At 65.4% G+C, this 22496-nt stretch carries 22 protein-coding genes; 14 read left to right on the forward strand and 8 right to left on the reverse strand.

Annotated features, from left to right (window positions below; all coding sequences use genetic code 11):
- Positions 1-53: 53 nt before the first annotated feature.
- Together L1F31_RS15195 and L1F31_RS15200 are read left to right on the forward strand one after the other, a co-directional pair.
- Positions 54-2228 carry a helicase-associated domain-containing protein gene (locus L1F31_RS15195; RefSeq protein ID WP_265418072.1) on the forward strand — a complete coding sequence of 725 codons (2175 nt, stop codon included), beginning with the start codon at positions 54-56 and terminating at the stop codon, positions 2226-2228.
- A 134-nt stretch (positions 2229-2362) separates the two neighbouring features.
- A complete protein-coding gene (locus L1F31_RS15200) occupies positions 2363-3997 on the forward strand; it encodes a DNA repair helicase XPB (RefSeq protein ID WP_265418073.1) in 1635 nt (544 codons plus the stop codon).
- Between the two features lie 66 nt (positions 3998-4063).
- Here the strand turns inward: L1F31_RS15200 and L1F31_RS15205 are convergent, their stop codons facing one another.
- Positions 4064-5029, reverse strand: coding sequence for an EamA family transporter (locus L1F31_RS15205; protein WP_265418074.1), 966 nt, complete (start codon positions 5027-5029; stop codon positions 4064-4066).
- A 213-nt stretch (positions 5030-5242) separates the two neighbouring features.
- Between L1F31_RS15205 and L1F31_RS15210 the strand changes: the two genes are divergently transcribed.
- The 11 genes from L1F31_RS15210 to pspAB all read left to right on the forward strand — a co-directional run bounded on the left by L1F31_RS15210 (position 5243) and on the right by pspAB (position 15751).
- A complete protein-coding gene (locus L1F31_RS15210) occupies positions 5243-5842 on the forward strand; it encodes a CGNR zinc finger domain-containing protein (protein WP_265418075.1) in 600 nt (199 codons plus the stop codon).
- A gap of 15 nt (positions 5843-5857) precedes the next feature.
- Positions 5858-6634 carry a hypothetical protein gene (locus L1F31_RS15215; RefSeq protein WP_265418076.1) on the forward strand — a complete coding sequence of 259 codons (777 nt, stop codon included), beginning with the start codon at positions 5858-5860 and terminating at the stop codon, positions 6632-6634.
- A 12-nt stretch (positions 6635-6646) separates the two neighbouring features.
- Positions 6647-7360: a hypothetical protein gene (locus L1F31_RS15220; protein ID WP_265418077.1), complete on the forward strand. Its 714-nt coding sequence runs from the start codon at positions 6647-6649 to the stop codon at positions 7358-7360.
- A gap of 216 nt (positions 7361-7576) precedes the next feature.
- Complete coding sequence (locus L1F31_RS15225; RefSeq protein WP_265418078.1) at positions 7577-8335, forward strand: response regulator transcription factor; 759 nt, start codon at positions 7577-7579, stop codon at positions 8333-8335.
- Positions 8336-8365: 30 nt separating this feature from the next.
- Positions 8366-10303, forward strand: a complete 1938-nt coding sequence (locus L1F31_RS15230) for a sensor histidine kinase (RefSeq protein ID WP_265418079.1) — start codon at positions 8366-8368, stop codon at positions 10301-10303.
- Positions 10300-12234: a trypsin-like peptidase domain-containing protein gene (locus tag L1F31_RS15235; protein WP_265418080.1), complete on the forward strand. Its 1935-nt coding sequence runs from the start codon at positions 10300-10302 to the stop codon at positions 12232-12234. The genes L1F31_RS15230 and L1F31_RS15235 overlap by 4 nt, the downstream gene beginning before the upstream one ends.
- Before the next feature lie 293 nt (positions 12235-12527).
- Positions 12528-12815 carry a WXG100 family type VII secretion target gene (locus L1F31_RS15240; protein WP_265418081.1) on the forward strand — a complete coding sequence of 96 codons (288 nt, stop codon included), beginning with the start codon at positions 12528-12530 and terminating at the stop codon, positions 12813-12815.
- A 263-nt stretch (positions 12816-13078) separates the two neighbouring features.
- Positions 13079-13828, forward strand: coding sequence for a PspA/IM30 family protein (locus tag L1F31_RS15245; protein WP_265418082.1), 750 nt, complete (start codon positions 13079-13081; stop codon positions 13826-13828).
- Positions 13825-14109, forward strand: coding sequence for a PspA-associated protein PspAA (pspAA, locus tag L1F31_RS15250; RefSeq protein ID WP_265418083.1), 285 nt, complete (start codon positions 13825-13827; stop codon positions 14107-14109). The genes L1F31_RS15245 and pspAA overlap by 4 nt, the downstream gene beginning before the upstream one ends.
- Positions 14110-14188: 79 nt before the next feature.
- Complete coding sequence (htpX, locus tag L1F31_RS15255; RefSeq protein ID WP_265418084.1) at positions 14189-15100, forward strand: zinc metalloprotease HtpX; 912 nt, start codon at positions 14189-14191, stop codon at positions 15098-15100.
- A 48-nt stretch (positions 15101-15148) separates the two neighbouring features.
- Positions 15149-15751 (forward strand): PspA-associated protein PspAB, encoded by a 603-nt coding sequence (gene pspAB / locus L1F31_RS15260; protein ID WP_265418085.1) that lies wholly within the window; start codon positions 15149-15151, stop codon positions 15749-15751.
- A gap of 95 nt (positions 15752-15846) precedes the next feature.
- Here pspAB and L1F31_RS15265 read toward each other — a convergent pair whose 3' ends face one another.
- From L1F31_RS15265 to L1F31_RS15275, 3 genes are all read right to left on the reverse strand, one after another.
- Positions 15847-16065, reverse strand: coding sequence for an RNA-binding S4 domain-containing protein (locus L1F31_RS15265; protein ID WP_265418086.1), 219 nt, complete (start codon positions 16063-16065; stop codon positions 15847-15849).
- The gene (locus L1F31_RS15270; protein WP_265418087.1) at positions 16065-16886 is read right to left on the reverse strand and encodes a hypothetical protein; all 822 of its coding nucleotides are present in this window, start codon (positions 16884-16886) and stop codon (positions 16065-16067) included. The genes L1F31_RS15265 and L1F31_RS15270 overlap by 1 nt, the downstream gene beginning before the upstream one ends.
- 102 nt (positions 16887-16988) lie before the next feature.
- A complete protein-coding gene (locus L1F31_RS15275) occupies positions 16989-17738 on the reverse strand; it encodes a TSUP family transporter (RefSeq protein ID WP_265418088.1) in 750 nt (249 codons plus the stop codon).
- 76 nt (positions 17739-17814) lie between these two features.
- Here L1F31_RS15275 and L1F31_RS15280 point away from each other — a divergent pair, with 76 nt between their 5' ends.
- Positions 17815-18582: a DUF1707 SHOCT-like domain-containing protein gene (locus L1F31_RS15280; RefSeq protein WP_265418089.1), complete on the forward strand. Its 768-nt coding sequence runs from the start codon at positions 17815-17817 to the stop codon at positions 18580-18582.
- A 47-nt stretch (positions 18583-18629) separates the two neighbouring features.
- On the opposite strand, the gene L1F31_RS15285 is transcribed toward L1F31_RS15280, so the two are convergent.
- From L1F31_RS15285 to L1F31_RS15300, 4 genes are all read right to left on the reverse strand, one after another.
- Positions 18630-19013, reverse strand: coding sequence for a nuclear transport factor 2-like protein (locus tag L1F31_RS15285; RefSeq protein ID WP_265418090.1), 384 nt, complete (start codon positions 19011-19013; stop codon positions 18630-18632).
- 108 nt (positions 19014-19121) lie between these two features.
- Positions 19122-20762 carry a chaperonin GroEL gene (groL, locus tag L1F31_RS15290; RefSeq protein ID WP_265418091.1) on the reverse strand — a complete coding sequence of 547 codons (1641 nt, stop codon included), beginning with the start codon at positions 20760-20762 and terminating at the stop codon, positions 19122-19124.
- A 684-nt stretch (positions 20763-21446) separates the two neighbouring features.
- A complete protein-coding gene (locus L1F31_RS15295) occupies positions 21447-21650 on the reverse strand; it encodes a cold-shock protein (protein WP_025780447.1) in 204 nt (67 codons plus the stop codon).
- A gap of 281 nt (positions 21651-21931) precedes the next feature.
- Entirely contained in the window at positions 21932-22495 is a 564-nt protein-coding gene (locus L1F31_RS15300) for a LytR C-terminal domain-containing protein (protein ID WP_265418092.1), read from the reverse strand.
- Position 22496 lies beyond the last annotated feature (1 nt).

The raw sequence follows: 22496 nt of genomic DNA on the forward strand, positions 1-22496 counted from the left end.
CCCGGTTCCTGTTCTGCCCCTCCATTGTACCCCTCGCGATAGACTGGAATGCGATGTCAATGACCTTCAGCCAGTGGCTGTCCCACAGTGCAGATGCCGAGTTCGAGTCCTTCGTCCGGACCCGACGCGACCTCCTCCAACCCGAGTCACCGACGATCCCCGCCCTGGCCGCGGCCGCATCCTCGCGCATCGGGGTCTCCCGCGCCATCGAAGCCCTCGACGCGGAATCCCTCGACGTCTTCATCGCCTTGGCCAAGGCGGCCCGGACGACGCCGGAGATCGAGATCGCCGCCAATCCCCACATCGACCCCACCCGCACCGAGGCGGCTCTGCCCAGACTCCGCGACCTCGGCTTGGCATGGCCTGCCGGTGGGAACACGGGCGGGTCCGGGTCGGCCGGTGGGCCGGGATCAAACGGTGGGTCGGGGACGGCTGCCAGCGGCGGGACTGCCGATGGATCCGGGACGTGGAAGATCCAGTCCGAGGCGATCACCCTGCTGCCGACATCGGCGGCCGAATCCGCCCGCGCCCTCCCCTGGCAGATCGATCCGACCACGGTCGATGCGAGCACTGCGACGATCGCTCAGCCGCTCATCCACAACAGCGAGCAGGCCGCCGTCGCCGAGGTGATCTCGTCCCTGCGCGGCCTCGTCGACGAAATGTCCGCCTCCCCCATCTCGCGGCTGACCAGCGGCGGCATCTCCAAACGGGATGTGTCCCGGCTGGCCCGCACCCTCGATCTGGGGCTCGAGCAGACGATCACGCTGCTGCTGGCCGCGAAGTCGCTGCACCTCATCGGCGTCCTCGACGATGCGCTCGACCCGCAGTGGACGGCCGCCGATGATGCCGACTCAGTGCTCGCCGGCGATCGGGCCGAACTGTGGACGGCGCTGGTGACCGCGTGGCTGCGCGAGTCCCTCGACGTCACCCAGCTGGCGGCCGGGGCGAGTGAGAACGAACGCCTCACCGTGCTCGCCACCCCGAAGAAGGCCCTGTTCAAGGGGTATCCGCAGTCCGTGCCGGCGATGCCGCTGCTGCGCCTGACCGTCCTCGACGTCCTCCACGACATCGGTCTGGGCACCGCCCGGTCGGCCCAGTGGATCCATGCCGAGGTGCTGCGTCGACGCCCGCTGCTGCAGGCGCACGAGTTCGCCATGACCGAGGCGGTGCTGCACACGTGTGTAAGCCTCGGGCTTGCGACCACTCCCCTGCAGCAGCCGGACCATTTCGGGCCGAGCCGTTTCGGTCTCCGGCTGGCCGCCGGTCTGGATCGGGCACTGGTCGAGCATGGGAAGCAGGATCCTTCGATCGCTCCGCTCGGCGTCGCCGTCGAGGCGCTCGAGGTTCCCGGAGATGTCATCGCCGCGGTCACCGAGGGGCTCGGTCCGGAAGTCGACACTGTGCTCATCCAGTCCGATCTCACGGCGGTGGCGACCGGGCCGATCGAACCGCGGGTCCATCACATCCTGCGCAGGTACGCCGTCGTCGAGGCCCGCGGTCAGGGCACCGTGTACCGCATCGATGCCGAGACCATCGAAGACACCATGCAGTCGGGGCTCACCCCCGAGGAGGCACTGAGCGAGCTCGCCGAGATCAGCGCCGAGGAGCTGCCCTCGACCTTGGACTTCCTCGTGAAGAACACTGCGTCGAAGCTGCGACGGGTCCGGGTGGCCGGGGCACGTGCCGTGCTCGTCGTCGACGACCCGGTCGACCTCGATGTCATCGTCTCCGATCAGACGATGCTGCCGGCAGGTCTCGAACGGCTGGCCCCGACGGTCGCGATCTCCCAGCTCGGACCGGAGCGGACGATGCACCTGCTCGAGGCCGGAGACCATCACGCGCTGCTGCACTCGGCGGCAGGCCCGGTGCGCAAACGGAAGGTGATCACCCAGTCGGAACCCGAGGTCAGCGTCAGGCGACGTCCGCGGGTGACCGACGGCCACCTCGGCGAGTACATTCGGATTCTGCGGTCGGCACCGACGCAGGGGCAGGAGTCGGTGAGCACCGACGAACCGTTGGGGCATATGGATCTGCTGCGGGAGGCCGCGGAGGCGAAGAGGCGGGTGCTCATCCGGATCGCGGATTCGCAGGGAAAAGAGCGCAGCATCGAGATGCGACCGGCCACGGTCAATGCCGGGCGGGTGCGCGGGACGGTCACGACGACCGGCGCCGAGGCGTCTCTGTCGATCGCCCGCATCGTCTCAGTCACCCCCTCAACTGCTACCTGACGGGCCCCCAACAACCCGGCGCCGAGTTGCTGGGGACCCGTCGGGTAGCACGGGGAGGGAACAATCGAGGGCGGGGACGTGTTGTCCTCTCTGGTGTCGCCCCACTGTGGGCATTGTCGGGAATGGGAGATTGAATGAATGGTCCGCTGATCGTGCAGTCCGATCGGACTGTGCTGCTGGAATCGGGACACCCGCAGGCCGTCGAGGCGGCTGTGGCGATCGCCCCGTTCGCGCAGCTGTCACGGACCCCGGAGTACATCCACACCTATACGATCACTCCGCTGGGTCTGTGGAACGCCCGGGCCAGCGGCCATGACGCCGAGTCCGTCGTCGACGTGCTCCTCGAATTCGCCAAATACCCGGTCCCGCATGAGCTGCTCGTCGACATCGTCGACATCATGGACCGCTTCGGGGTCCTCACTCTCATCGACCATCCGATCCACGGACTGACACTGACCTCGACGGAGACCGGCCTGCTCGACGAACTCACCGGTCAACCCGATCTTGTCGGGAAGTTCGGCAAACGCATCGATGACGAATCGGTCCTCGTCCACCCCTCGGAACGCGGTGAGCTCAAGCATGCGCTGCTGCAGCTGGGGCATCCGGTCTCCGACCATGCCGGCTACGTCGACGGCGAAGCCCACGACATCGATCTCTCCGATGACGCCCATGGCGGGAAATGGCATCTGCGCGACTATCAGAAGCAGGCCATCGACCAGTCGCTGGCCGGTGAGTCCGGTGTCGTCGTGCTGCCCTGCGGTGCCGGGAAGACGATCGTCGGTGTGGCCACGATGTCACGGGTGCAGACGACGACACTCATCCTCGTGACGAATTCCGTCTCGGCCAAACAGTGGAAGGACGAGATCCTGCGTCGCACCACACTCACCGAGGATGAGGTCGGCGAATACTCGGGTTCGACGAAGGAGATCCGCCCGATCACCATCGCCACCTATCAGGTGCTCACCACCCGCAGGAAGGGCTCGTACCTGCACCTCGAACTCCTCGACGCCAAGGACTGGGGCCTGGTCATCTACGATGAGGTCCACCTGCTGCCGGCTCCGATCTTCCGGCTCACGGCCAGCCTGCAGGCCAGGCGTCGTCTGGGTCTGACGGCGACACTCGTGCGTGAGGACGGTCGCGAGGACGAGGTGTTCTCCCTCATCGGCCCCAAGCAGTACGAAGTGCCGTGGAAGGAACTCGAACGCCTCGGCTACATCGCTTCGGCGGCCTGTCACGAGGTGCGCGTGCGCCTCGACGGGGGAACCCGCACCGCCTATGCCCGCGCCGATGGTGAGGACCGGTACCGGTTGGCCGCGACCTCGGATGCGAAGCTGCCGATCGTGTCCGAACTCGTCGCCGACCACCCGGATGCGCAGATCCTCGTGATCGGCCAGTACCTTGATCAGCTCGAGGAGATCGGGGCCGAACTCGGTGCTCCGGTGCTGACCGGGCAGACCCCGGAATCGCAGCGGCAGGAGCTCTTCCGCGACTTCCGGGCCGGGGACATCCCCGTCCTCGTCGTCTCGAAGGTTGCGAACTTCTCCGTGGACCTGCCGGCCGCCTCGGTGGCGATTCAGGTTTCGGGAGCCTTCGGCTCGAGGCAGGAGGAGGCCCAGCGGCTCGGACGGATCCTGCGTCCGAAGGAGGATCAGGGCTCGGCGACGTTCTACACCGTCGTCGCCGCCGACACCATCGACGAGCATTTCGCCGCCCAGCGCCGCCGCTTCCTCACCGAGCAGGGCTACAGCTACAGCATCGAAGTCCGCTGACCCCGCCTCCCCTTATTGCTACCCGACGGGCCCCCAGCGTGGTGGCGCCGGGTTGTTGGGGCGCCGTCAGGTAGTAATGAGGGTGTCGGCTTCGGATCTGAGGACGACCTCGCGGCGGGCGACGCGGGCGGCCAGGCGGGCCTCGCCCCACTTGATGAAGCCGACGCCGCCGAGGATGAACACCCCGCCGAACAGCTGGATCGGTGCGGGCATCTCGAAGAGCACGAGCCAGGCGACGATGACCGAGAACGGCACCTCGACGAGGTTGACGAACGATCCGACGGTCGCGCCGACATAGCGCAGTCCGAGGATGCCGGTGATATAGGCCCCGACGGTGAAGAGCACGATCATCGCCATCGGCACGACCCACGACATCGACACCCCGCCGAAGTCGACGTCACCGGCGACAGCGCCCCAGGGCATGACGCCGGCGAGCACGAGCACCGACATCGCCAGCGCACCGATGCCCATGCCCAAACCGGTCAGCGCGACCGGCGGGATCGTGATCGCGTCCTTCGCGGAGACGAGGAAGTAGCTGGCCAGGCACACTGCGGCGGCCAGTGCCATGATCACACCGAAGACGCTGATCGAGGCACCGCGCAGGTTGAGCACGAGCAGCAGACCGACCATCGAGACCAGCACCCCGATGAACGTCACGGTCGCCGGCCGCGTCCTGGTCCGGGCCCAGATCCAGAAGACGATGAGCATCGGCGCGGTCATCTCCAGCAGCAGCGCCACGGCGACGGTGAGGTGTTCGACGGCGACGAAGTAGAACCCCTGCACGCCGGCCATCGACACCAGACCGTAGGTGACGACGGTGCGCCAGTGCGTGAGCACCTCGCCCCAGCGTCCGCGCAGCGCGATGAGGGTGGGGATGAGCAGCAGGACCGCGGAGCCGGCCAAGCGGATGAGCACGACTGCACCCGGGGTCCATCCGATCGCGTACATCGTCTTCGCGATCGGCCCGGACACCGCGAAGAAGAACGCGGAGGCAAGAGTGAGCAGGAACCCTGCGATGACGGTGCGACTCATTCTTGACCTCCTGAAGCGGTGAAACGTGGGTGGGTTGGGTGACGGAGGATCCCCCGCCCAGGTGAAGCGACGCGAGGGACAATCCCCTCGCCGAGGCGGCCGGAAGGCGACGTGTGCGTGCCCTTCCCACGGCCTGAGTTCAGTATTTCCCACGCCCGTGAAATGAGTCAAGTACATTTTGGTCATTACATCGTATGCCACAATGGTTCCGCTATGACTTTCGCCTACGACATCCGCTCGAACCTCCTCATGCTCGTCGACCTCCTCAACACCTCGGGGACCGTCGCCGCGGCCGGTGACGAGCTGACGACAACCGCCGGAATCCGCGAGTTTGCGGCCCGACACGACTTCTCCGGGCCGATCCGAGCGACGAAATCCGACGTCGAGGAGACGCAGCGGCTGCGGGAGAGATTCGCCTCGGCCCTCGACGCGAGCATCGATGCCCAGACCGACGCGGAGGCCTCGGACGCCGTCGAAGCCGTCGTCGATGAGGTGAATATCACACTGCGCACCTCGGGGTCGATGCCGCAGCTGGTCCGGCACGGCAGCTGGAACTGGCATCTGCACGCCACCGGCAGCGATGACAGTCTGGCCGACCGGGTGGCCGCCGATGTCGCCCTCGTCCTCATCGACCTCATCCGCTCCGGTGATCTCGACCGGCTCGGCCGGTGCGCCGCCGAGGACTGCCGCGCCTACCTCGCTGACTTCAGCCGCAACCGTTCGAAGCGCTTCTGCGATACCGGCAGCTGCGCCAACCGCACCCACGTCGCGGCCTTCCGTGCCCGACAGTCCGACGCGGAAACCGATCGCTGACCCAAGGGGCCGACCATGTCACTTCAGCCATTGCGCATCAGCGCTGGACGCAAGCTCTCCGCAGGCGTCGCCGGCATCCTCACCATGGTGACCGGCTTGACCTTCGGCTCCCTCCTCACCGCGCTCACCTTCCTCCCCAGCGGCCCCGCGGAACCGGCCGGCGCGAAGCCCTTCTTCATCGGCCTCACCTTCGCCGCGGCCATCGTCTCAGTCCTCGCCTGCCACCTGCTCATGCGCATCGCTCTCGGCCGCCATCGGACCGGCGGCAGTCTCACGCGCTTCTTCCGCTACCAGCTGGCCACCCTCGGCGTCGGCGGCGGGCTCGGGCTCGGCTTCCTCCCAGCAATGGCCGAAGCAGCCCCGATCTGGTGGGTCATCTCCATCGCCGCAGGTCTCGGACTCATCGCCGTCAGTCTGCTTGTCTTCCGCAAAGCTCGTTATCCGATCCTCGATCGTCCGCCCTCTCCCGACATCGGCCTGGCCGAAGGCAGCGTCGTCGACTATTGGTCCCAGCCCAGGAGCCGGGCCCCAGACATGACCGTGGTTCACTTCACCGATTCCACGGGACACGATCGCTGGGTCCGCCACCTCGTTCAGCAGAGTCCGTCGCTGCTCGGCACACGAGGGCAGGTGCACTACGACGGCCACCGCCCCGAACGGGTCCGTCGCTTCGCCGTCACGCAGCAGCTCTTCGACCTCCGCCCGCCGCGCGAGGTCCGGGAGAACCCCGCGTCTCGGTCGCCTCACGTCATGCCGATGCCGCCCGACCGTCGCCCACCCCGCCCGCGCTGAAAGGAGTCGACGATGTCAGTGCAGCCTTTGCGCATCACAGTTGGGCGCAAGCTCGCCGCAGCGATTGCCGGGTTCGTGACGTTCCTGAGCATCGGAGCAGGTTGGGCATTCGTGTCCCTCATCTTCTCTCCGCTCGACCCCTGGGAATCTGCGCTTGAGAGGGTCATCCACCTCACTGCCGGACTCGGCATCACCCTGATCGTCGTCGCTGCCTGTCACCTGCTCATGCGCGCGGCGCTCGGCCGCTTCCGCACCGGCGGCAGCCTATCTCGATTCTTCCGATATCAGCTGGCAGCACTCGGGGTTGGCTGCGCGCTCGGCCTCGGCCTTGCCCCTGGCGTGTCCGATGGCGTGTCCGACGCGGCTCCGATCTGGTGGGTCGTGTCCATCACTGCGGCCGTCTCACTCATCGCCGTATCCCTACTCCCCTTCCGCAAGGCCCGCCATCCGATCCTCGACCGCCCGCCGCACCCGACCACAGCCTTGGCCGAAGGTCGCGTCATCGACTACTGGGACGGCAGTCAGTTCAGAGCACCGAAACTGACCGTGGTGCATTTCGTCGACACCAGAGGGCGAGATCGCTGGATCCGCCACCTCGTCCAGCAGGACCCGTCGATGCGAGGCACTGTCGGCCAGGTGGTCTATGACCGCCACCGCCCCGAACGGGTCCTGCGCTTCACTGTCACTCAGCAGCTCTTCGACCTCCGCCCACCCCGCCAACACTGAACAGAACCTGCCCGCCCAGAACCACCTCGGCGAGACTTTCTGAACCCTGCCTGACCGCGACCACATTTTTCACTGAAATCGCCCCCTCATTCCTGAGAACGCAAGCGGCGAAACGGCCCCGGAACGACTTTCCTGAGAGTTTTCCAGTGACGCACCTCACATTCGCATTCAGTCAACCTTCAGCCCGCTCCCAGAAATGGGTCCCAGACTGGAGCCATGACTACAGCACAGAACGACACCGACATCGAAGCCACCCTGCTCGTTGTCGATGATGAGCCCAATATCCGCGAACTCCTGTCCACAAGTCTCCGCTTCGCCGGGTTCGACGTCGTCTCCGCCGCCAACGGCGCCGAGGCGCTGCGCCTGGCCGAGCAGACCGAGGTCGACCTCCTCGTCCTCGACGTCATGCTCCCGGACATGGACGGCTTCACCGTCACCCGCCGCCTTCGTCAGATCGGGATGAACGCCCCCGTCGTGTTCCTCACCGCCCGTGATGACACCTCGGACAAGATCACCGGCCTGACCGTCGGCGGCGATGACTACGTGACGAAGCCCTTCAGCCTCGAAGAGGTCGTCGCCCGCATCCGCGCCGTCCTCCGCCGCACCCGGAATCTCGAGGACGAGGAGAACGCCGTCATCGTGGCGGGCGACCTCGAACTCGACGACGACACGCATGAGGTCCGCCGCTCCGGCATCCTCATCGACCTCTCCCCCACTGAGTTCAAGCTGCTGCGCTACCTCATGCTCAACACGAACCGGGTGCTGTCGAAGTCGCAGATCCTCGATCACGTGTGGGAGTACGACTTCGGCGGCGACACGGGAATCGTCGAGTCCTATATCTCCTACCTGCGCCGCAAGATCGACGTCACCCCGGAGACGGACGCCGCCGGCCACCCCATCGAGATGGAGTGGACCCCGATGATCCAGACCAAGCGCGGGGTCGGCTACATGCTGCGCACACCGGAATCCAAGTAGTCGTCCAAGCAAGGACGATAGATTACCTACGTGGCAAAAGAATCCCGTCCCACCCGTCCCGGCTTCTGGGAAGAATGGTCTCTGACCACCAAGCTGCTGGCCATCATGATGCTGCTCATGCTGCTCGTCCTCACGGGGACGAGCGCTTGGGTGTTGGAGAACCTGCGCGACAGCCTCGTCCAACGCACGGATGAGCGACTCATCAGCGCATCCGAGACTCTGGCGAAGCAGGCCTACCAAGATGTGTTCCAGCCGGCCGAGCTCCAGTCCGGTTCGGGAGATGACGGCACCGAGGATTCGCCGTCGTCGACGACGATCGATTCGAATTCCTGGGATCAGCTCAAGAGCCTCCTGCCGGGAGGCTTCTATGTGCAGTTCTATGACACGAAGGGCGATCCGATCCGCGACCCCGTCGCCCCGGAGCCGCAGAACCATCCGATCCTGCCGAAGATCGATGAGCAGGAAGTCTATTCCCGAGCCGGTGAGCCCTTCACCGTGGCGGGGACGAGTTCGCAGTGGCGGGCGCGGGCGATGAAGGTGAAGAACACCGACGTGCTCGTGTCCATCGCCGTGCCCTTCGACCGCGAGGTCGACAACATCAACGAACGCGCCCGCAATACGATGATCGGCATCGGACTGCTGGCCCTGGCGATGGTCGCCGGTGTCGGCTATTGGGCGATCAACAACACGTTCCGGCCGCTGCGTGACATCGAGAAGACCGCATCGCGGATCGCCGCCGGTGACCTCTCGCAGCGTGTGCCCAGTTATCCGCGCAACACCGAGCTGGGCCGACTGTCGGCGGCGCTGAACACGATGCTCGGGCGCATCGAGGACTCCTTCGACGGGCAGACTCGCTCGGAGAAGCGCATCCGCCAATTCGTCTCGGACGCCTCGCACGAGCTGCGCACTCCGCTGGTGACCATCCGCGGCTATGCGGAGCTGTACCGGCAGGGCGCGATCACGAAGGGCGAAGATGTCGCGAATGCGATGGAGCGGATGGAGGCCGAGGCCAAGCGCATGGGCGTGCTCGTCGACGACCTCGTCGTACTCGCCCGCCTCGATGAGCAGCGGCCGGCCGAGATCGGTCCCATCGATCTGCACAAGGTCGTCCGTGACGCTGCCGCCGATGCGGCCGCGCAGGCCCCGGACAGAGACATCAGCTTCATCGGACTCGACGGTGAGGACGCGCAGCCGGTGCCGCTCATCCGCGGTTCCGAATCGAAGATCCGCCAGGTCATCGTCAACCTCGCCGGCAACGCCGTGCGCCACACCCCTGAGAACACCGCGATCGAGTTCGCGGTCGGAGTCATCGGCCTGCCCGAGGCTCCCGGTTCCAGCGGCGCGGACACCGGTGAGATCCGCGAGGGCACGGCCAAGGGTCAGAACGGGCGAGGCGGGTCGAAGGAGAAATCGCGTGAGCGCGGTTTCGTCACCGGCGGGGTCCGCATCTTCCGCCGAGGCGACTCCACCGGCGGCGACCAGGCCGACACCCAGCCCACCCCGCAGACCTCACCGGAGACCGGTGCCCAGCAGTCGTCCCGTCCGGAGTCGCCGGCCGACGCCCGATCAGGAGACCCGTCCGCTGCGTCGAATGGCGCACCGACCGGAGATCAGGCGCCGGCGGGCATCGTCCCCGATGTCACGGCTGCCGGGTCGATCACTGTCGATGAGTCTCTGCGCGGGTTCCCCAACGGCCGCGTCCGCTTCGAGGTCCGTGACCACGGCGACGGCATCGACCCCGAGGTGGTGCCGCGGATCTTCGAACGCTTCTATCGCCTCGACGTCTCCAGGACCCGGGACACCGGCGGTTCCGGTCTGGGTCTGTCGATCGTCAAGGCGATCGTCGAGAACCATCACGGCGCGATCTCCGTACACGAAACTCCCGGCGGCGGTGCCACTTTCCGCATCGACCTGCCCATCTCCGAGCCCGGCAGCCCCGCTGCGGACACACGAAAGGACAAGCGATGAGTGACAACGGCAATTCCCAGAACCCGGGTGAGGAATCCGCATACGGCCGCCGCGGGCCGAACGCCGGCGGCTACCGAGGATCGGGCGCTGAAGTTCCGCGCACGTTCCCGAACTCATCGCAGTCCTCCGGCCCGGCCCGAGTCAGCCCACCCGTGGCGCCGCCGGAGCGTCGCCCCGACAATGCGCCCACTGGAGCGCAGAACCCTGTGGACGATCCTCGCCGAGGCGGCCCTTCGTCCCAGCCGTCCCCCGACTTCCAGCACGGCTCCCCACAGCAGGGCTCGCCGTACCAGCAGGCGCCTCAGTCCCAGCAGGCATCGCAGCAGCAGCCGGGTTCGCAGCACCGACCGGCGCCTCAAGCCCAGCGGGCATCGCCGAACCAGCAGGGTTCGCAGCACCAGCAAGGTTCGCAGCACCAGCCGGGTTCCCCGTACCAGCAGAACCCCTCTCAGTACGGCTCCCACCAGCCAGGTGCCGCCCAGCAGCAGAACAACCAGCAGAACTACCCGCAATCCGGTGGATCGCAGGCATATCCCGGAGCGGCCCAGTACGGAGGATCGCAGCACGGCGGATCCCAACATGGCGGCTCCCAGCACAGCGGTTCACAGTATGGCAGCTCCCAGTACGGCGGCTCTCAGTACACAGGATCGCCGAACTCCGGTGATCCCCATTCTCAGACGACGCAGATGAACTCCGTCTTCGCCGCTCCCGGAACACAGCAGCAGCCGAACGTCGGATCCCAACCGATGACCGGCACCGGCGGACCGGCCTTCTACGGTGGGCCGGGAGGCCCGGGTCCGTACGGGCCGGAACAGCCGCCTCGGCGAGAGAAGAAAGGCCCCGGTTGGGGTGCGACGATCGCGATCGCGGCCATCGCCGCCCTCCTCGGCGGAGGTCTTGCGTTCGGTGGGAACTATGCGCTGTCGGCTCTGCAGGGAGAAGAACCGCGCAAGGTCGCCGAGCAGACGATCGAAACCCCGGACTGGACGCAGGTGGCGGAGCAGACCTCCGGGAGCGTGATGTCGATCCAGGTCGGCACAAACGGTCAGGTGCAGGGGCTCGGTTCGGGCGCCCTCTACGACGACCAAGGTCACGTCATCACGAACAACCACGTCGTCGCCCCGGCCGACACCCCGAACGGCGAGATCGCTGTGACGATGAAGAACGGAGCGACGACTGAGGCGAAGATCGTCGGCCGCGACCCGTCGACGGATATCGCCATCATCAAGCTCAACGAGGTTCCCGACGGGATGAAGCCCCTGGTGGTGGGTGATTCGAAGAAGCTGTCCGTGGGAGATCCGGTGATGGCTCTGGGCAACCCGCTCGGCCTCGCCGACACCGTGACCACGGGCATCGTCTCGGCCCTCGACCGCCCGGTGTCGACGGAGAACATCGGCGAGGACGCAACCTCGCAGGAGAAGGAGATGACGATCACCAACGCCATCCAGACGGATGCGGCGATCAACCCGGGCAACTCCGGCGGCCCGCTCGTCAACGGCGATGGTGAGTTCATCGGCGTGAACTCGGCGGCGGCGTCGCTGAGCCAGGCCGGAGAGGGACAGCAGTCCGGATCCATCGGCATCGGGTTCGCGATTCCCGCCAACCAGGCCGTGATGATCGCCGACCAGCTCATCAACAACGGCAAGGCGCTGCACCCGTTCCTGGGCATCACGCTCACCGATGGGCACATCAACAGCGGCGGCATCTCTCGCGGCAGTGCCAAGGTGCAGTCCGTCGAGGGCGGCTCACCCGCAGCAAAGGCCGGGATCAAGGACGGCGACGACATCGTCGAGGTGGCCGGAACCAAGGTCAACAACGCGATCGCCCTGCGCGCCCTCGTCCGTGCCCAGCCGGTGAATACACCCGTCGAGGTCACCCTTGTGCGCGGCGGCCAGGAGCAGAAGGTCGACGTCTCGCTCGTGCTGAAGTAGGCACACGGGGCTGGTCGGGTCGGACCTGGTCTGGGTCAGCCGGGCCGGTTCCGTCGAGCCGGTTCGATCGGGTCTGGTCAATCGGGCCTGGTCGATCGGGCCCGGTCGTGGCCAGTCGCGACTCGACCTCACAGGCGGCGAGACTCCGCCGCGACTCGACCGCGAAGAGGGTGTGGACAGCCAACCGCTGTCCACACCCTCTTCGCATGCCCTTGGCTCCTCACAGCTGCACGATGACACTGGTGTCGTCTCGCCCGACCGCGGTGGGACGTCTCTGATCAGGAGGAGTCATCGTGAGTTTCGAAGTCGACGCCGAACGCGTCCAATCAGCCGCCACCGCCACCGCGGGCACGTCCCGCAACCTCGTGTCCGAATCCGACACGATGCTGCGCAATCTGCTCTCACTCCAAGAATGCTGGCGCGGCAGTGCGGCGCAGAACTTCCAAGCGGTCATCAACCAGTGGGAGTCCGCGCAGAAGCAGCTGATGGAATCGCTCAACTCCATCCACGGAGCACTCAACACCGCGGCTCGCCAATACGATGAGGTCGAATCCGCGAACTCGCGACTCTTCGCTCCGTGACCGTCAACGGTTCGCCTGCGCCGTGCGGACGGACCGACCGCGCCGTCGGAACGCCCGAGCATGGGCGCCCCGACACCACCTCCGCGATCCCTGCGATCACGGGGTCGAAGTCTCTTCGTTCTCGTGGCCGGCATCTGGCAAACTATCAGCCTTTATTAGTAGGCTGAGAGCGATAGTTCGCGGCGGTGTTGGCCAAGAATCTCCGGACCGGAGTGGATCGGCTTGGCAGCGTCGGGTCAAACCAATGCAGGAGTCGACTACGGATGAGCATCTTCCAACGGATCGCGACGATCTTCGGTGCAAAGGCCAACAAGGCCTTGGACAAGGCCGAAAACCCCAACGAAACCCTTGATTACTCGTACCAGAAGCAGCTGGAACTGCTGCAGAAGGTTCGCCGCGGTGTTGCCGATGTCGCCACCAGCCGCAAGCGTCTCGAGCTGCAGATCAACCAGCTCGAACAGCAGCAGAACAAGCTCTCCGGCCAGGCCGAGAAGGCCATGCAGATCGGTCGGGAGGATCTCGCCCGTGAGGCTCTGACCCGCAAGTCCGGACTCACCCAGCAGATCACCGATCTGCAGAGTCAGCACGAGGGACTGCAGGGCGAGGAGCAGAAGCTCACCCTCGCTTCGCAGCGCCTCCAGGCGAAGGTCGACGCTTTCCGCACGAAGAAGGAGACCCTCAAGGCCACCTACAACGCCGCGGATGCGCAGACGAAGATCGGCGAAGCCTTCTCGGGCATCTCCGAAGAACTCGGCGACGTCGGACTCGCGGTTCAGCGCGCCGAGGACAAGACCGCTTCTCTGCAGGCCAGGGCCGGTGCCGTCGACGAACTGCTCGCCTCCGGTGCCCTCGACGACGTCACGGGTACGCAGAAGGACGACATCACCGCGCAGCTCGACTCGCTGTCCAGCGACAACGACGTGGAGATGGAACTCCAGCGGATGCGCGAATCCTTGCCGGCAGGATCCGAGAAGAAGGACCAGAAGTCCCTTGAAGGGGAGGATCAGCAATGATCATCCGGATCATGGGCGAAGGCCAGTTCGACGTCAAGAACGTCGACCAGGTGCTGCTGCAGAAGTATGACAACCAGGTCGAAGACGCCGTCAACGCCGGCAACGAGGAGGCCGTGCGCACCGCACTGACGGCCCTCCACGAATACGTCAAGGCCAATGGCCAACCTGTCGCCGACGACTACCTCGGATCCTCCGATGTCGTCGTCCCCTACGTCGACGCCACCTTGGCCGAAATCTCCGAGCTGCTCACCGGTGAGGGCTTCATCCCGGATCCAGCCTGAAAACGAATAGCACGATCATGCACCCGGCCCATTGTCTGAGACAGTGGGCCGGTTCTGCCACACCCAGAGAGGAACGACGATGAAGAATCGCTTCGTCAAAGACAACGGACTGACCATGCGGATGGGATGGACGATCTTCCTCAACGGGCTCATCTATGTCATCCTCATCCTCGCGATCTGGTGGATGTTCGGTCAGAGCATCCCCGGCGTGATCTTCGCCGTCGTCGTCAGTGCCGGCGCATTCTTCTTCCAGTGGTACTTCTCCGACAAGATCGCCATGCGGGCGATGGGCGGCAGGGAGGTCTCCCCCGAGGAGGCTCCCGAGCTGCACACGATCATCGACCGACTCTGCCAGCTCGCGGACTCGACGAAGCCGCGCGTGGCCGTATCGAATTCCTCGATCCCCAACGCCTTCGCCACCGGCCGCTCCCCCGAACGCTCCGTGGTGTGCGTGACCCGCGGACTGCTGGAGAAGCTCGATCGTGATGAGGTCGAAGTCGTCCTCGCCCACGAGCTCTCCCACGTCGCTCACCGCGATGTCACGGTGATGACCGTTGCCGGTGTCACCGGTGTCGTCGCCGCGCTCATGATGCGCGCCGGCTACTACATGAGCTTCGGACGGTCGAACAACAATAACAATGGCGTCCCGATCCAGCTGCTCTTCATCCTCGTCGGAGCCGTCGTCTACGGCCTGTCGTTCGTCCTCATCCGGGCGCTGTCGCGCTACCGTGAGCTCGCCGCCGACCGCGCCGCAGCCATCCTCACCGGTGCTCCCTCGACGTTGGCCTCGGCACTGACGAAGCTCAGCGGAGACATGGCCAAGATCCCGGAGAAGGACCTGCGCTCATCCGCCTCGGCGAACCATCTGGCTCTCATCCCGGCCATCAGCGGCAAGGCCGCCTTCGGTCAGCTCTTCTCCACCCACCCCTCGCTCGAGAAGCGCCTGGAACAGCTGGCGAAGATCTCCGCTCAGCTCTCCCGCCCCGAGTGACATCTCGCCGCCTCACCAGCGACCACACCACCCCCGACTAGGAGTTTCATGGGTTTCTTCGACGCACTGCTCGGCAGGACCAAACCGAAGCGCGCCAATCTCGACGATCTCTTCGCCCTGCCGCCGGCAGCTCTGACGCTGCAGGCGGCCACCGGCTTCACCCCGACCGGTGTCGGTGCCGTCGCCTTCCGTCAGGTCGAGGGCGCGGCATTCCAGTCCGCGGAGTCCGAGAGCGTCGCCCTCATCGGCTCCGATCCGGCCGCCTCGGTGAGGCAGGAGAACGACGGCTTTGGGTTCACGTGGCAGGTCGTTGCCGATGAGAACGCCGAGGTGGTCAACCTCGTGACGAACATCCACGCCGTGAACTCGGCGCTGGTCAGTCAGGGCTTCGACACGATGCTGCTGTGCACCACCGTGTACTTCGTCCACCCCGACGGTCGTCGCATGGCTCTGGTGTACCAGTACAAGCGCGGCACCTTCTATCCCTTCGTGCAATCGGGTCCGAAGCAGCGGGACAATCCGTTGGAGATCCAGGTCAAGGGCGTCCTCTCCGGCGAGCTGCCTTTCGAAGAGGACACGTCGAACTGGTCGGCCCTGTGGGACGCACCCGGCATGAACGACACCCCAGGAGCACCTGAGCTGAGTACCTGAGTTGCACGGCTGAGCCGCAGCAGCCGCATTCACCAGGCATACAGATGGAGGGCGTCCCTGCGGGGACGCCCTCCATCTGTGTATGAAGTTGAGAGTCAGGCTTGCTCGAGTGCCACCTCGATGGCTTCACCGAGTGCCTCGACTCGGTCGCCGGGCCGGATCGTCGCACCTCGGCGGGTCTCGACCTCACCGTTGACGGTGACCTCACCGTCGGCGATCATGTCCTTGGCCATGGCTCCGTGCTCGGCGACACCGTGGAGTTTGAGCAGCTGACCGAGCTTGATCGACTCGCCGCGGATCTCGATCGTCTCCATCAGAAGAGATCTCCGAATCCGTCGAAGAGGCCTCCGCCGTCACCGCCGTCGCCTCCGAAGAGGCCACCGCCGTCACCGCCGCCCATGTCTCCGCCCATATCGCCGCCGGCGTCACCCATGTCGCCTCCGTAAGCACCGTCCCAGCCGCCGCCCATTCCGCCGAACATCATGGCACCCATGAGGACGCCGGGCAGCAGTCCGGAGCCGGCATAGGAGTTGAAGTAGCCGCGGTTGTATTCGGCGTAGGCCGGTCCGGCCTCCCAGTAGGCGCGACGAGTGTGTCCGTCACCGGTGACCACCTTGCGCACCATCGGATCGGCACCCACGGCCACACGTTCGGCGTCGGCGGCGCACACAGGCACAGGGCGCAGCTGGCCGCCGGCCGGGGCCCAGTCGATGTCCTCGACGGACGGGCCGTGCTGCGGGTTGAAGAAGCAGGGCGGACGACGCACCGGCAGGGGTTTGCCTTCGACCCGGGCACGTACGCACTTCGCGGCATAACGGCCGTCTTCGAGCGCCTCGGTGACGTGGCGGATATCGGTGGGTTCGTCCACCTTCTCCAGCGTCTCCTTGGCGATGTCGTAGGAATCCAGCGCCTGCTTGTAGTCCTGCGCACCGCCGGTGTCGAGATCGACTCCTGCAGTGATGACGTCGAGTTCGGCGACCTCTTCGCCGAACGAGGTGACGTCTTCCTCTGCAGTCTTCTTCACCTGCTCGAGCTCAGCGGCGTGCAGCTCCCGCTGACGCGCCTTCTCCTTGCGGTGGCCGATGAAGAATACCGCTCCGAGAACCACGAGCAGCAATAGGAATACCGTACTCACGATCTATGCCTCCCCGGCTGTCTTTGTCCTTGAACAGTATGCCCGACGAATCTGACAGACGTCTGAGCCTGTGCCTCACATCCGCTCAGTCCCGGCCGCCTCTCAGACCAGCCCGACGATGCCTTTGACCAGCGCGGCGGCTCCCCCGCCGAAGGCGAGGACGAGCATCCCGATCCGTGCGATCGAGGTGTCGACACGCCGCGACAGCACGTCACCGCCGACCAGTCCTGCCACGAGGACGAGTCCGAGTCCGATCCACGTTCCCATCGTCAGATCTGGCCAGACCCCGCCGTGGACGATCACCTTCGCCACCACCGCCGAGGCGGTCCCGACGACGAGGAACGGCTGCAGAGTGGCCGCGAACGACCTCTGCTCCCAGTTCGTCAGCACCGCATAGGCGCTCACCGCAGGTCCACCGGCTCCCGCAGCCGCCGACATTGCTCCGGACAGTATTCCGGTTCCCATCCGGGTGCCCAGGTTCGCCGGAATCCGACGGCCCAGCCTGCCCAGCGTCAGGGAACTGATGAGGGAGACGATGATGAGCAGGCCGATGAGGATCTGCAGCGGAGCGGTCGGCAGAGCCGAGGCGATGAGCGCTCCCGGGATCGTCCCGATCACCGCGCCGAGGGCCAGGTGACGGAACGACGGCCATTCCACCTCGGCGAAGGTGCGGGCGAAGACGGAGAACGACGCGACGATCCCACAGATGTTGACGAGGATGATGCCGCTGAACGGGTCGAGGAGGAGGACGAGGAACGGGCCGCTGACCAGGCCGAATCCCATTCCGGTGACCCGTTGGGACAAGGCGCCGAGGAACACTGCGAAGAGGATGAGCACGACGACGGGTTCCACCTGGCCGAGTCTAGTGCAGGGCTCTTGCCGCTCTTTGCCAGCCTGCGCGCGGCTGCGCGGGGTTAGAGTATTCATCATGAACGCCAGTCCCCTCTGGTCGCGGTTCAGCGCAGATCCGCGATCGTATGGGCAGGTCCGAGCCTCTGATGCCGATCGCGCGGTCGTCAGTGATGTCCTCTCGGAGGGTTACGCCCTCGGTCAGCTCGACGTGGAGGAGTTCGATGAACGCACCGAGGCGGCTGCGAAGATCAAAACGCTAGGAGAAGTCCCAGAGCTGATCGAGGACCTCGTCCTCTCCGATGCCGCCGAGACCGAGCCCGGCCAGCTCGACGATGCGGGGCGCGCGCAGGCTCTGGCTCGCCTGGAGGCCGATCGGGTGCCGATCACGCCGGAGCAGATCGATGCGGCGGCGCAGAAGTACTACCGGGATCGGGTGCGCAGGTCTCTGCTCGGAGCCGTCGCGGGCCCGGCCGGGATCGTCCTGGCGATCTGGGCGATCTCGTCGATCGCCTCTGGCCAGTTCATCTTCTTCTGGCCGATCTTCGTCATCCTGCCCATGCTCTTCGGAGGCCTGCGCCGGATTGCGAACAAGGACGAGATCATCCGCAATCGCAGACGTGAGCTCACGCGTCGAGCTCGGGCCCACCTCGGCGATGCCGAGGCCAAACGACAGCTCGAACAGGGTGAGGATCCCCCGCGAGATTACGAAGCCGACTTCGGTACGGGGCTGCAGCCGCCGCATCCGTCCCACCCGCCGTACTCCCCCGGGCAGATCTCACGTCGGGATGATCGGCACCGGCGCCGGGACGGCCGTCGTCATCGTCGCGACAATCCCTGGGACTGAGGGTTCGGCTCAGCTCTGAGAGATCGGCTCAGCTCTGAGGGTTCGGCTCAGTTCTGGAAGACCCGGATCTGCCCGAACTCCTGAGCCTTGTGAGTGGTGAACCACATGGTGTGCGAGAAATGCCGCAGGTCGTCACCGTCGGCTTCGGCCTGCCAGTAACCCCAAGCGGCTGCGGCCTTGCCGTGAGTGATCGCCGCTTCGAGGTGACCTACTTCAGGCGAATGCGCGGACAGCTCCAACAGGACGTCGACGACGGCTTCCCGACCGGTGTGGGTCTCGACTCCCGCCGGGCGGACGATCTGGAGGACGCAGTCCTCGGCGACCGCCTCGGCGAGGGCTCCCCTGTCACCTTCGAACAGGTGCTCCTCGAATTCGGCGACGAAGACGTTCTTCGGGCTGTTTCCGCAGGCATCGGTGCCGGTGAAAGTCATGGGTCCAGCCTAAGCGGGAAGAGGCGGGGTCACAATGCCCCGAGCATGAAAACGGCCGTGCCGGCACCCTCGCGGGCACCGGCACGGCCGATCGAACAGCAGGGGCTATCAGAAGCCCATGCCGCCCATTCCACCCATGCCGTCCATGCCGGCACCTGCGTCTGCAGCTGCGGCCTTTTCGGGCTTGTCGGCGACGACCGACTCGGTGGTGAGGAACAGACCGGCGATCGAGGCAGCGTTCTGCAGAGCAGAGCGGGTCACCTTGACCGGGTCATTGATGCCGGCGGCCAGCAGGTCCTCGTACTCACCGGTTGCGGCGTTGAGGCCGAATCCGGGTTCGAGGTTGGCGACCTTGTCGGCAACCACACCGGCTTCGAGGCCGGCGTTCGTGGCGATCTGCTTGAGCGGAGCTTCGATGGCAACCTTGACGATGTTGGCACCGGTTGCTTCGTCTCCCTCGAGTGCGAGGTCGGCGAAAGCGGTCTTGCCCGCCTGGATCAGGGACACGCCGCCACCGGCGACGATTCCCTCTTCCACAGCAGCCTTGGCGTTGCGCACGGCATCTTCGATACGGTGCTTGGTTTCCTTGAGCTCAACCTCGGTGGCGGCTCCGGCCTTGATGACTGCAACACCGCCGGCCAGCTTGGCCAGACGTTCCTGCAGCTTCTCACGGTCGTAGTCGGAGTCCGAGTTCTCGATCTCGGCGCGGATCTGTGCGACCCGTCCGGCGATCTCCTCGGCGTCTCCTGCGCCCTCGACGATGGTGGTCTCGTCCTTGGTGATGACGACCTTGCGGGCGGTACCCAGCAGATCGGTGGTCACGCTGTCGAGCTTGAGCCCGACTTCCTCGGACACAACCTGGCCACCGGTGAGGATGGCGATGTCGGCGAGCTGAGCCTTGCGGCGGTCACCGAAGCCCGGAGCCTTGACTGCCACGGACTTGAAGGTGCCCTTGAGCTTGTTCAGCACCAGGACGGCCAGGGCTTCGCCCTCGACGTCTTCGGCGATGATGAACAGCGGCTTGTTGGACTGCTGGACCTTCTCGAGGACGGGCAGCAGATCCTTCACGTTCGAGATCTTGGAGTTGACGATGAGGATGTAGGGATCCTCAAGGACAGCTTCCTGGCGATCGGTGTCGGTGACGAAGTAACCGGAGATGTAGCCCTTGTCGAAGCGCATACCCTCGGTCAGTTCGAGTTCGAGTCCGAAGGTGTTGGACTCCTCGACGGTGACGACGCCTTCCTTGCCGACCTTGTCGATGGCCTCGGCGATCAGTTCACCGATTGCGGGATCTCCAGCGGAGATGCCAGCGGTGGCGGCGATCTGTTCCTTGGTCTCGATGTCGATGGCGTTGTTCAGCAGAACCTGCGTCACAGCCTCGACGGCCTTCTCGATGCCGCGCTTGAGGCTGAGCGGATCAGCACCGGCTGCCACGTTGCGCAGTCCCTCGCGGACGAGAGCCTGTGCGAGCACGGTAGCGGTGGTGGTTCCGTCGCCTGCGACGTCGTCAGTCTTCTTGGCGACTTCCTTGACGAGCTCGGCGCCGATCTTCTCGTAGGGATCCTCGAGTTCGATCTCCTTGGCAATGGACACGCCATCGTTGGTGATGGTCGGTGCGCCCCACTGCTTTTCGAGCACGACATTGCGACCGCGGGGTCCAAGGGTCACCTTGACCGCGTCCGCGAGCTGGTTGAGGCCAGCTTCGAGTCCCCGACGAGCTTCCTCGTCGAATGCAATCATCTTTGCCATAGTGGCTTAGATCCTCCCTGATGGAGTGGAGTGGGTATCCAGAGCAGTCATCAGCGCCCGCGACGGCAGAGAGTGTGTCCGCATGTTCCATTCCACATATGGACCACGCTCTCGAGACAACTGGTGGGAACCCATCGGTTTTCACCAGTACTAGATTTAGCACTCTCCCCATGCGAGTGCAAATATTGGCCGTCTGCGGTCATGGGCGTCCGTGGGCGCGAAACGCGAATACTCGGGGCCGCTCGGGAGTCGGCTGGCGGGTTCGGCTCAGCGCGAAACAGTGCCTGGGGCGCGTGCCGGGGCGAGCGGCGAGTCCCGCGGCGGGGCAACGCGGCGGTTCCCGCGGCCGGGCAACGCGGCGGTTCCCGCGGCCGGGGCCAGCGGCGCGCACCGCGACGCACACAAGTCAGTGCTGTCGCCCGACACGATCCCCTCCGAACCGACCCAGGCAGCGTTCTCCACGGCAGACCATCCGCTTACGGCTCACCTTCTTCCGAAATCCATACAGAAGAAAGTGGGCTTTCCGGAGCAAAGCGGGCCGCTCCCGGAGAACTGAAAAGCGCCGGGCAGTTGCCTGCTCGGCGCTTTCCCCACGCACAACAGCGCCGGTCGACCGGATGGCCGTTCGGACACCGCCGTGCAGCGGATCAGAAATCTGTAAAACTGTGCTGTCAGCAGCCAGTCTCAGAGGAGGGTGACGGACTCCGCCTGAGGACCCTTTTGTCCTTCTCCAACTTCGAACTGAACCTGCTGGCCCTCTTCGAGAGAGCGGTAGCCGTCCATCTGGATTGCGCTCCAGTGAACGAACACGTCCTGGTTGTCGCCTTCGAGGGTGATGAATCCATAGCCCTTTTCAGCGTTGAACCACTTGACGGTACCTTGTGCCATTACTTCTCCATACAGTGCAGTGCCATTGAAATCCCGCATTTCAGCCGCGACCTGGCGACCGCATCTGGAATGCGGAAGCTAGTAAAACTCAACTGACCCCGCGATTTCTCTCATTGACCTCGGGAGAATAATCTCGGTGAAGCACGAATAGAACACAAGGTGCTGTGCTTGCCTAGCTGATGCAACTCTACCGCAGGCACACACTGCGCCCCGGGCCTCTCGACACTGTTATAAATTCGTTACTTTAGGGTTTTCGCCCTGTTCACAACTGTCGCCCCGGATCACTCCGAGCCTTCGCCTCCGCTGGGCTCAGGTCCCCGGTCGGCGATGTCCGAGCAGATGACGACCGTGACATCGGCTTCGAAGTCCGTCGATGCCTCCGTGGCCGAAATGCCGAGCGATTCGGCAACGAGCTTCGCCTGCGAGGCGTTCTCCTCGCCGTTGTAGTACACGGTCGAATCGGTGAGGTTCGTCGAGTAGTTGCCGACCTGCCCGAGCTTCCAGCCCTTCTCGTCGACCGCTTCGGAGAACTTCTTCGCAGCACCCGAGACGCCGGAGCCGTTGAGGACGTCGACGGTGAGCGAGTCATCAGCGACGCTGACTTCGCTCTCGCTCGGCGAGGGTTCGGCCGAAGCCGATTCCGAAGCCGGCGGATCGGCGACCTTCGATTCGGGGTTGCCCATCGACGAGACGATGATGTTGATGGCGGCCACGACGAGCAGGACCGCGACCAGGGCGAGCACGATGACCAGCGAGATGGCACCGATGTTCGACGACGCTGCGGATTCCTGTCGATGGGCACCGCTGCGCCGGCCGGGCTCGATCTCGTCGAATTCGTCGGTCATG

The organism is Brevibacterium spongiae (genome assembly GCF_026168515.1).
Taxonomy (GTDB): domain Bacteria; phylum Actinomycetota; class Actinomycetes; order Actinomycetales; family Brevibacteriaceae; genus Brevibacterium; species Brevibacterium spongiae.

What these genes read in the sequence shown, in the direction of transcription:
- L1F31_RS15200 (WP_265418073.1), top strand. Translation starts at nt 2,363, where the DNA reads ATGAATGGTCCGCTGATCGTGCAGTCCGATCGGACTGTGCTGCTGGAA.
- L1F31_RS15220 (WP_265418077.1), top strand. Translation starts at nt 6,647, where the DNA reads ATGTCAGTGCAGCCTTTGCGCATCACAGTTGGGCGCAAGCTCGCCGCA.
- L1F31_RS15210 (WP_265418075.1), top strand. Translation starts at nt 5,243, where the DNA reads ATGACTTTCGCCTACGACATCCGCTCGAACCTCCTCATGCTCGTCGAC.
- groL (WP_265418091.1), bottom strand. Translation starts at nt 20,762, where the DNA reads ATGGCAAAGATGATTGCATTCGACGAGGAAGCTCGTCGGGGACTCGAA.
- htpX (WP_265418084.1), top strand. Translation starts at nt 14,189, where the DNA reads ATGAAGAATCGCTTCGTCAAAGACAACGGACTGACCATGCGGATGGGA.
- L1F31_RS15265 (WP_265418086.1), bottom strand. Translation starts at nt 16,065, where the DNA reads ATGGAGACGATCGAGATCCGCGGCGAGTCGATCAAGCTCGGTCAGCTG.
- L1F31_RS15285 (WP_265418090.1), bottom strand. Translation starts at nt 19,013, where the DNA reads ATGACTTTCACCGGCACCGATGCCTGCGGAAACAGCCCGAAGAACGTC.
- L1F31_RS15205 (WP_265418074.1), bottom strand. Translation starts at nt 5,029, where the DNA reads ATGAGTCGCACCGTCATCGCAGGGTTCCTGCTCACTCTTGCCTCCGCG.
- L1F31_RS15225 (WP_265418078.1), top strand. Translation starts at nt 7,577, where the DNA reads ATGACTACAGCACAGAACGACACCGACATCGAAGCCACCCTGCTCGTT.
- pspAB (WP_265418085.1), top strand. Translation starts at nt 15,149, where the DNA reads ATGGGTTTCTTCGACGCACTGCTCGGCAGGACCAAACCGAAGCGCGCC.
- L1F31_RS15235 (WP_265418080.1), top strand. Translation starts at nt 10,300, where the DNA reads ATGAGTGACAACGGCAATTCCCAGAACCCGGGTGAGGAATCCGCATAC.
- L1F31_RS15195 (WP_265418072.1), top strand. Translation starts at nt 54, where the DNA reads ATGTCAATGACCTTCAGCCAGTGGCTGTCCCACAGTGCAGATGCCGAG.
- L1F31_RS15300 (WP_265418092.1), bottom strand. Translation starts at nt 22,495, where the DNA reads ATGACCGACGAATTCGACGAGATCGAGCCCGGCCGGCGCAGCGGTGCC.
- L1F31_RS15245 (WP_265418082.1), top strand. Translation starts at nt 13,079, where the DNA reads ATGAGCATCTTCCAACGGATCGCGACGATCTTCGGTGCAAAGGCCAAC.
- L1F31_RS15295 (WP_025780447.1), bottom strand. Translation starts at nt 21,650, where the DNA reads ATGGCACAAGGTACCGTCAAGTGGTTCAACGCTGAAAAGGGCTATGGA.
- pspAA (WP_265418083.1), top strand. Translation starts at nt 13,825, where the DNA reads ATGATCATCCGGATCATGGGCGAAGGCCAGTTCGACGTCAAGAACGTC.
- L1F31_RS15280 (WP_265418089.1), top strand. Translation starts at nt 17,815, where the DNA reads ATGAACGCCAGTCCCCTCTGGTCGCGGTTCAGCGCAGATCCGCGATCG.
- L1F31_RS15215 (WP_265418076.1), top strand. Translation starts at nt 5,858, where the DNA reads ATGTCACTTCAGCCATTGCGCATCAGCGCTGGACGCAAGCTCTCCGCA.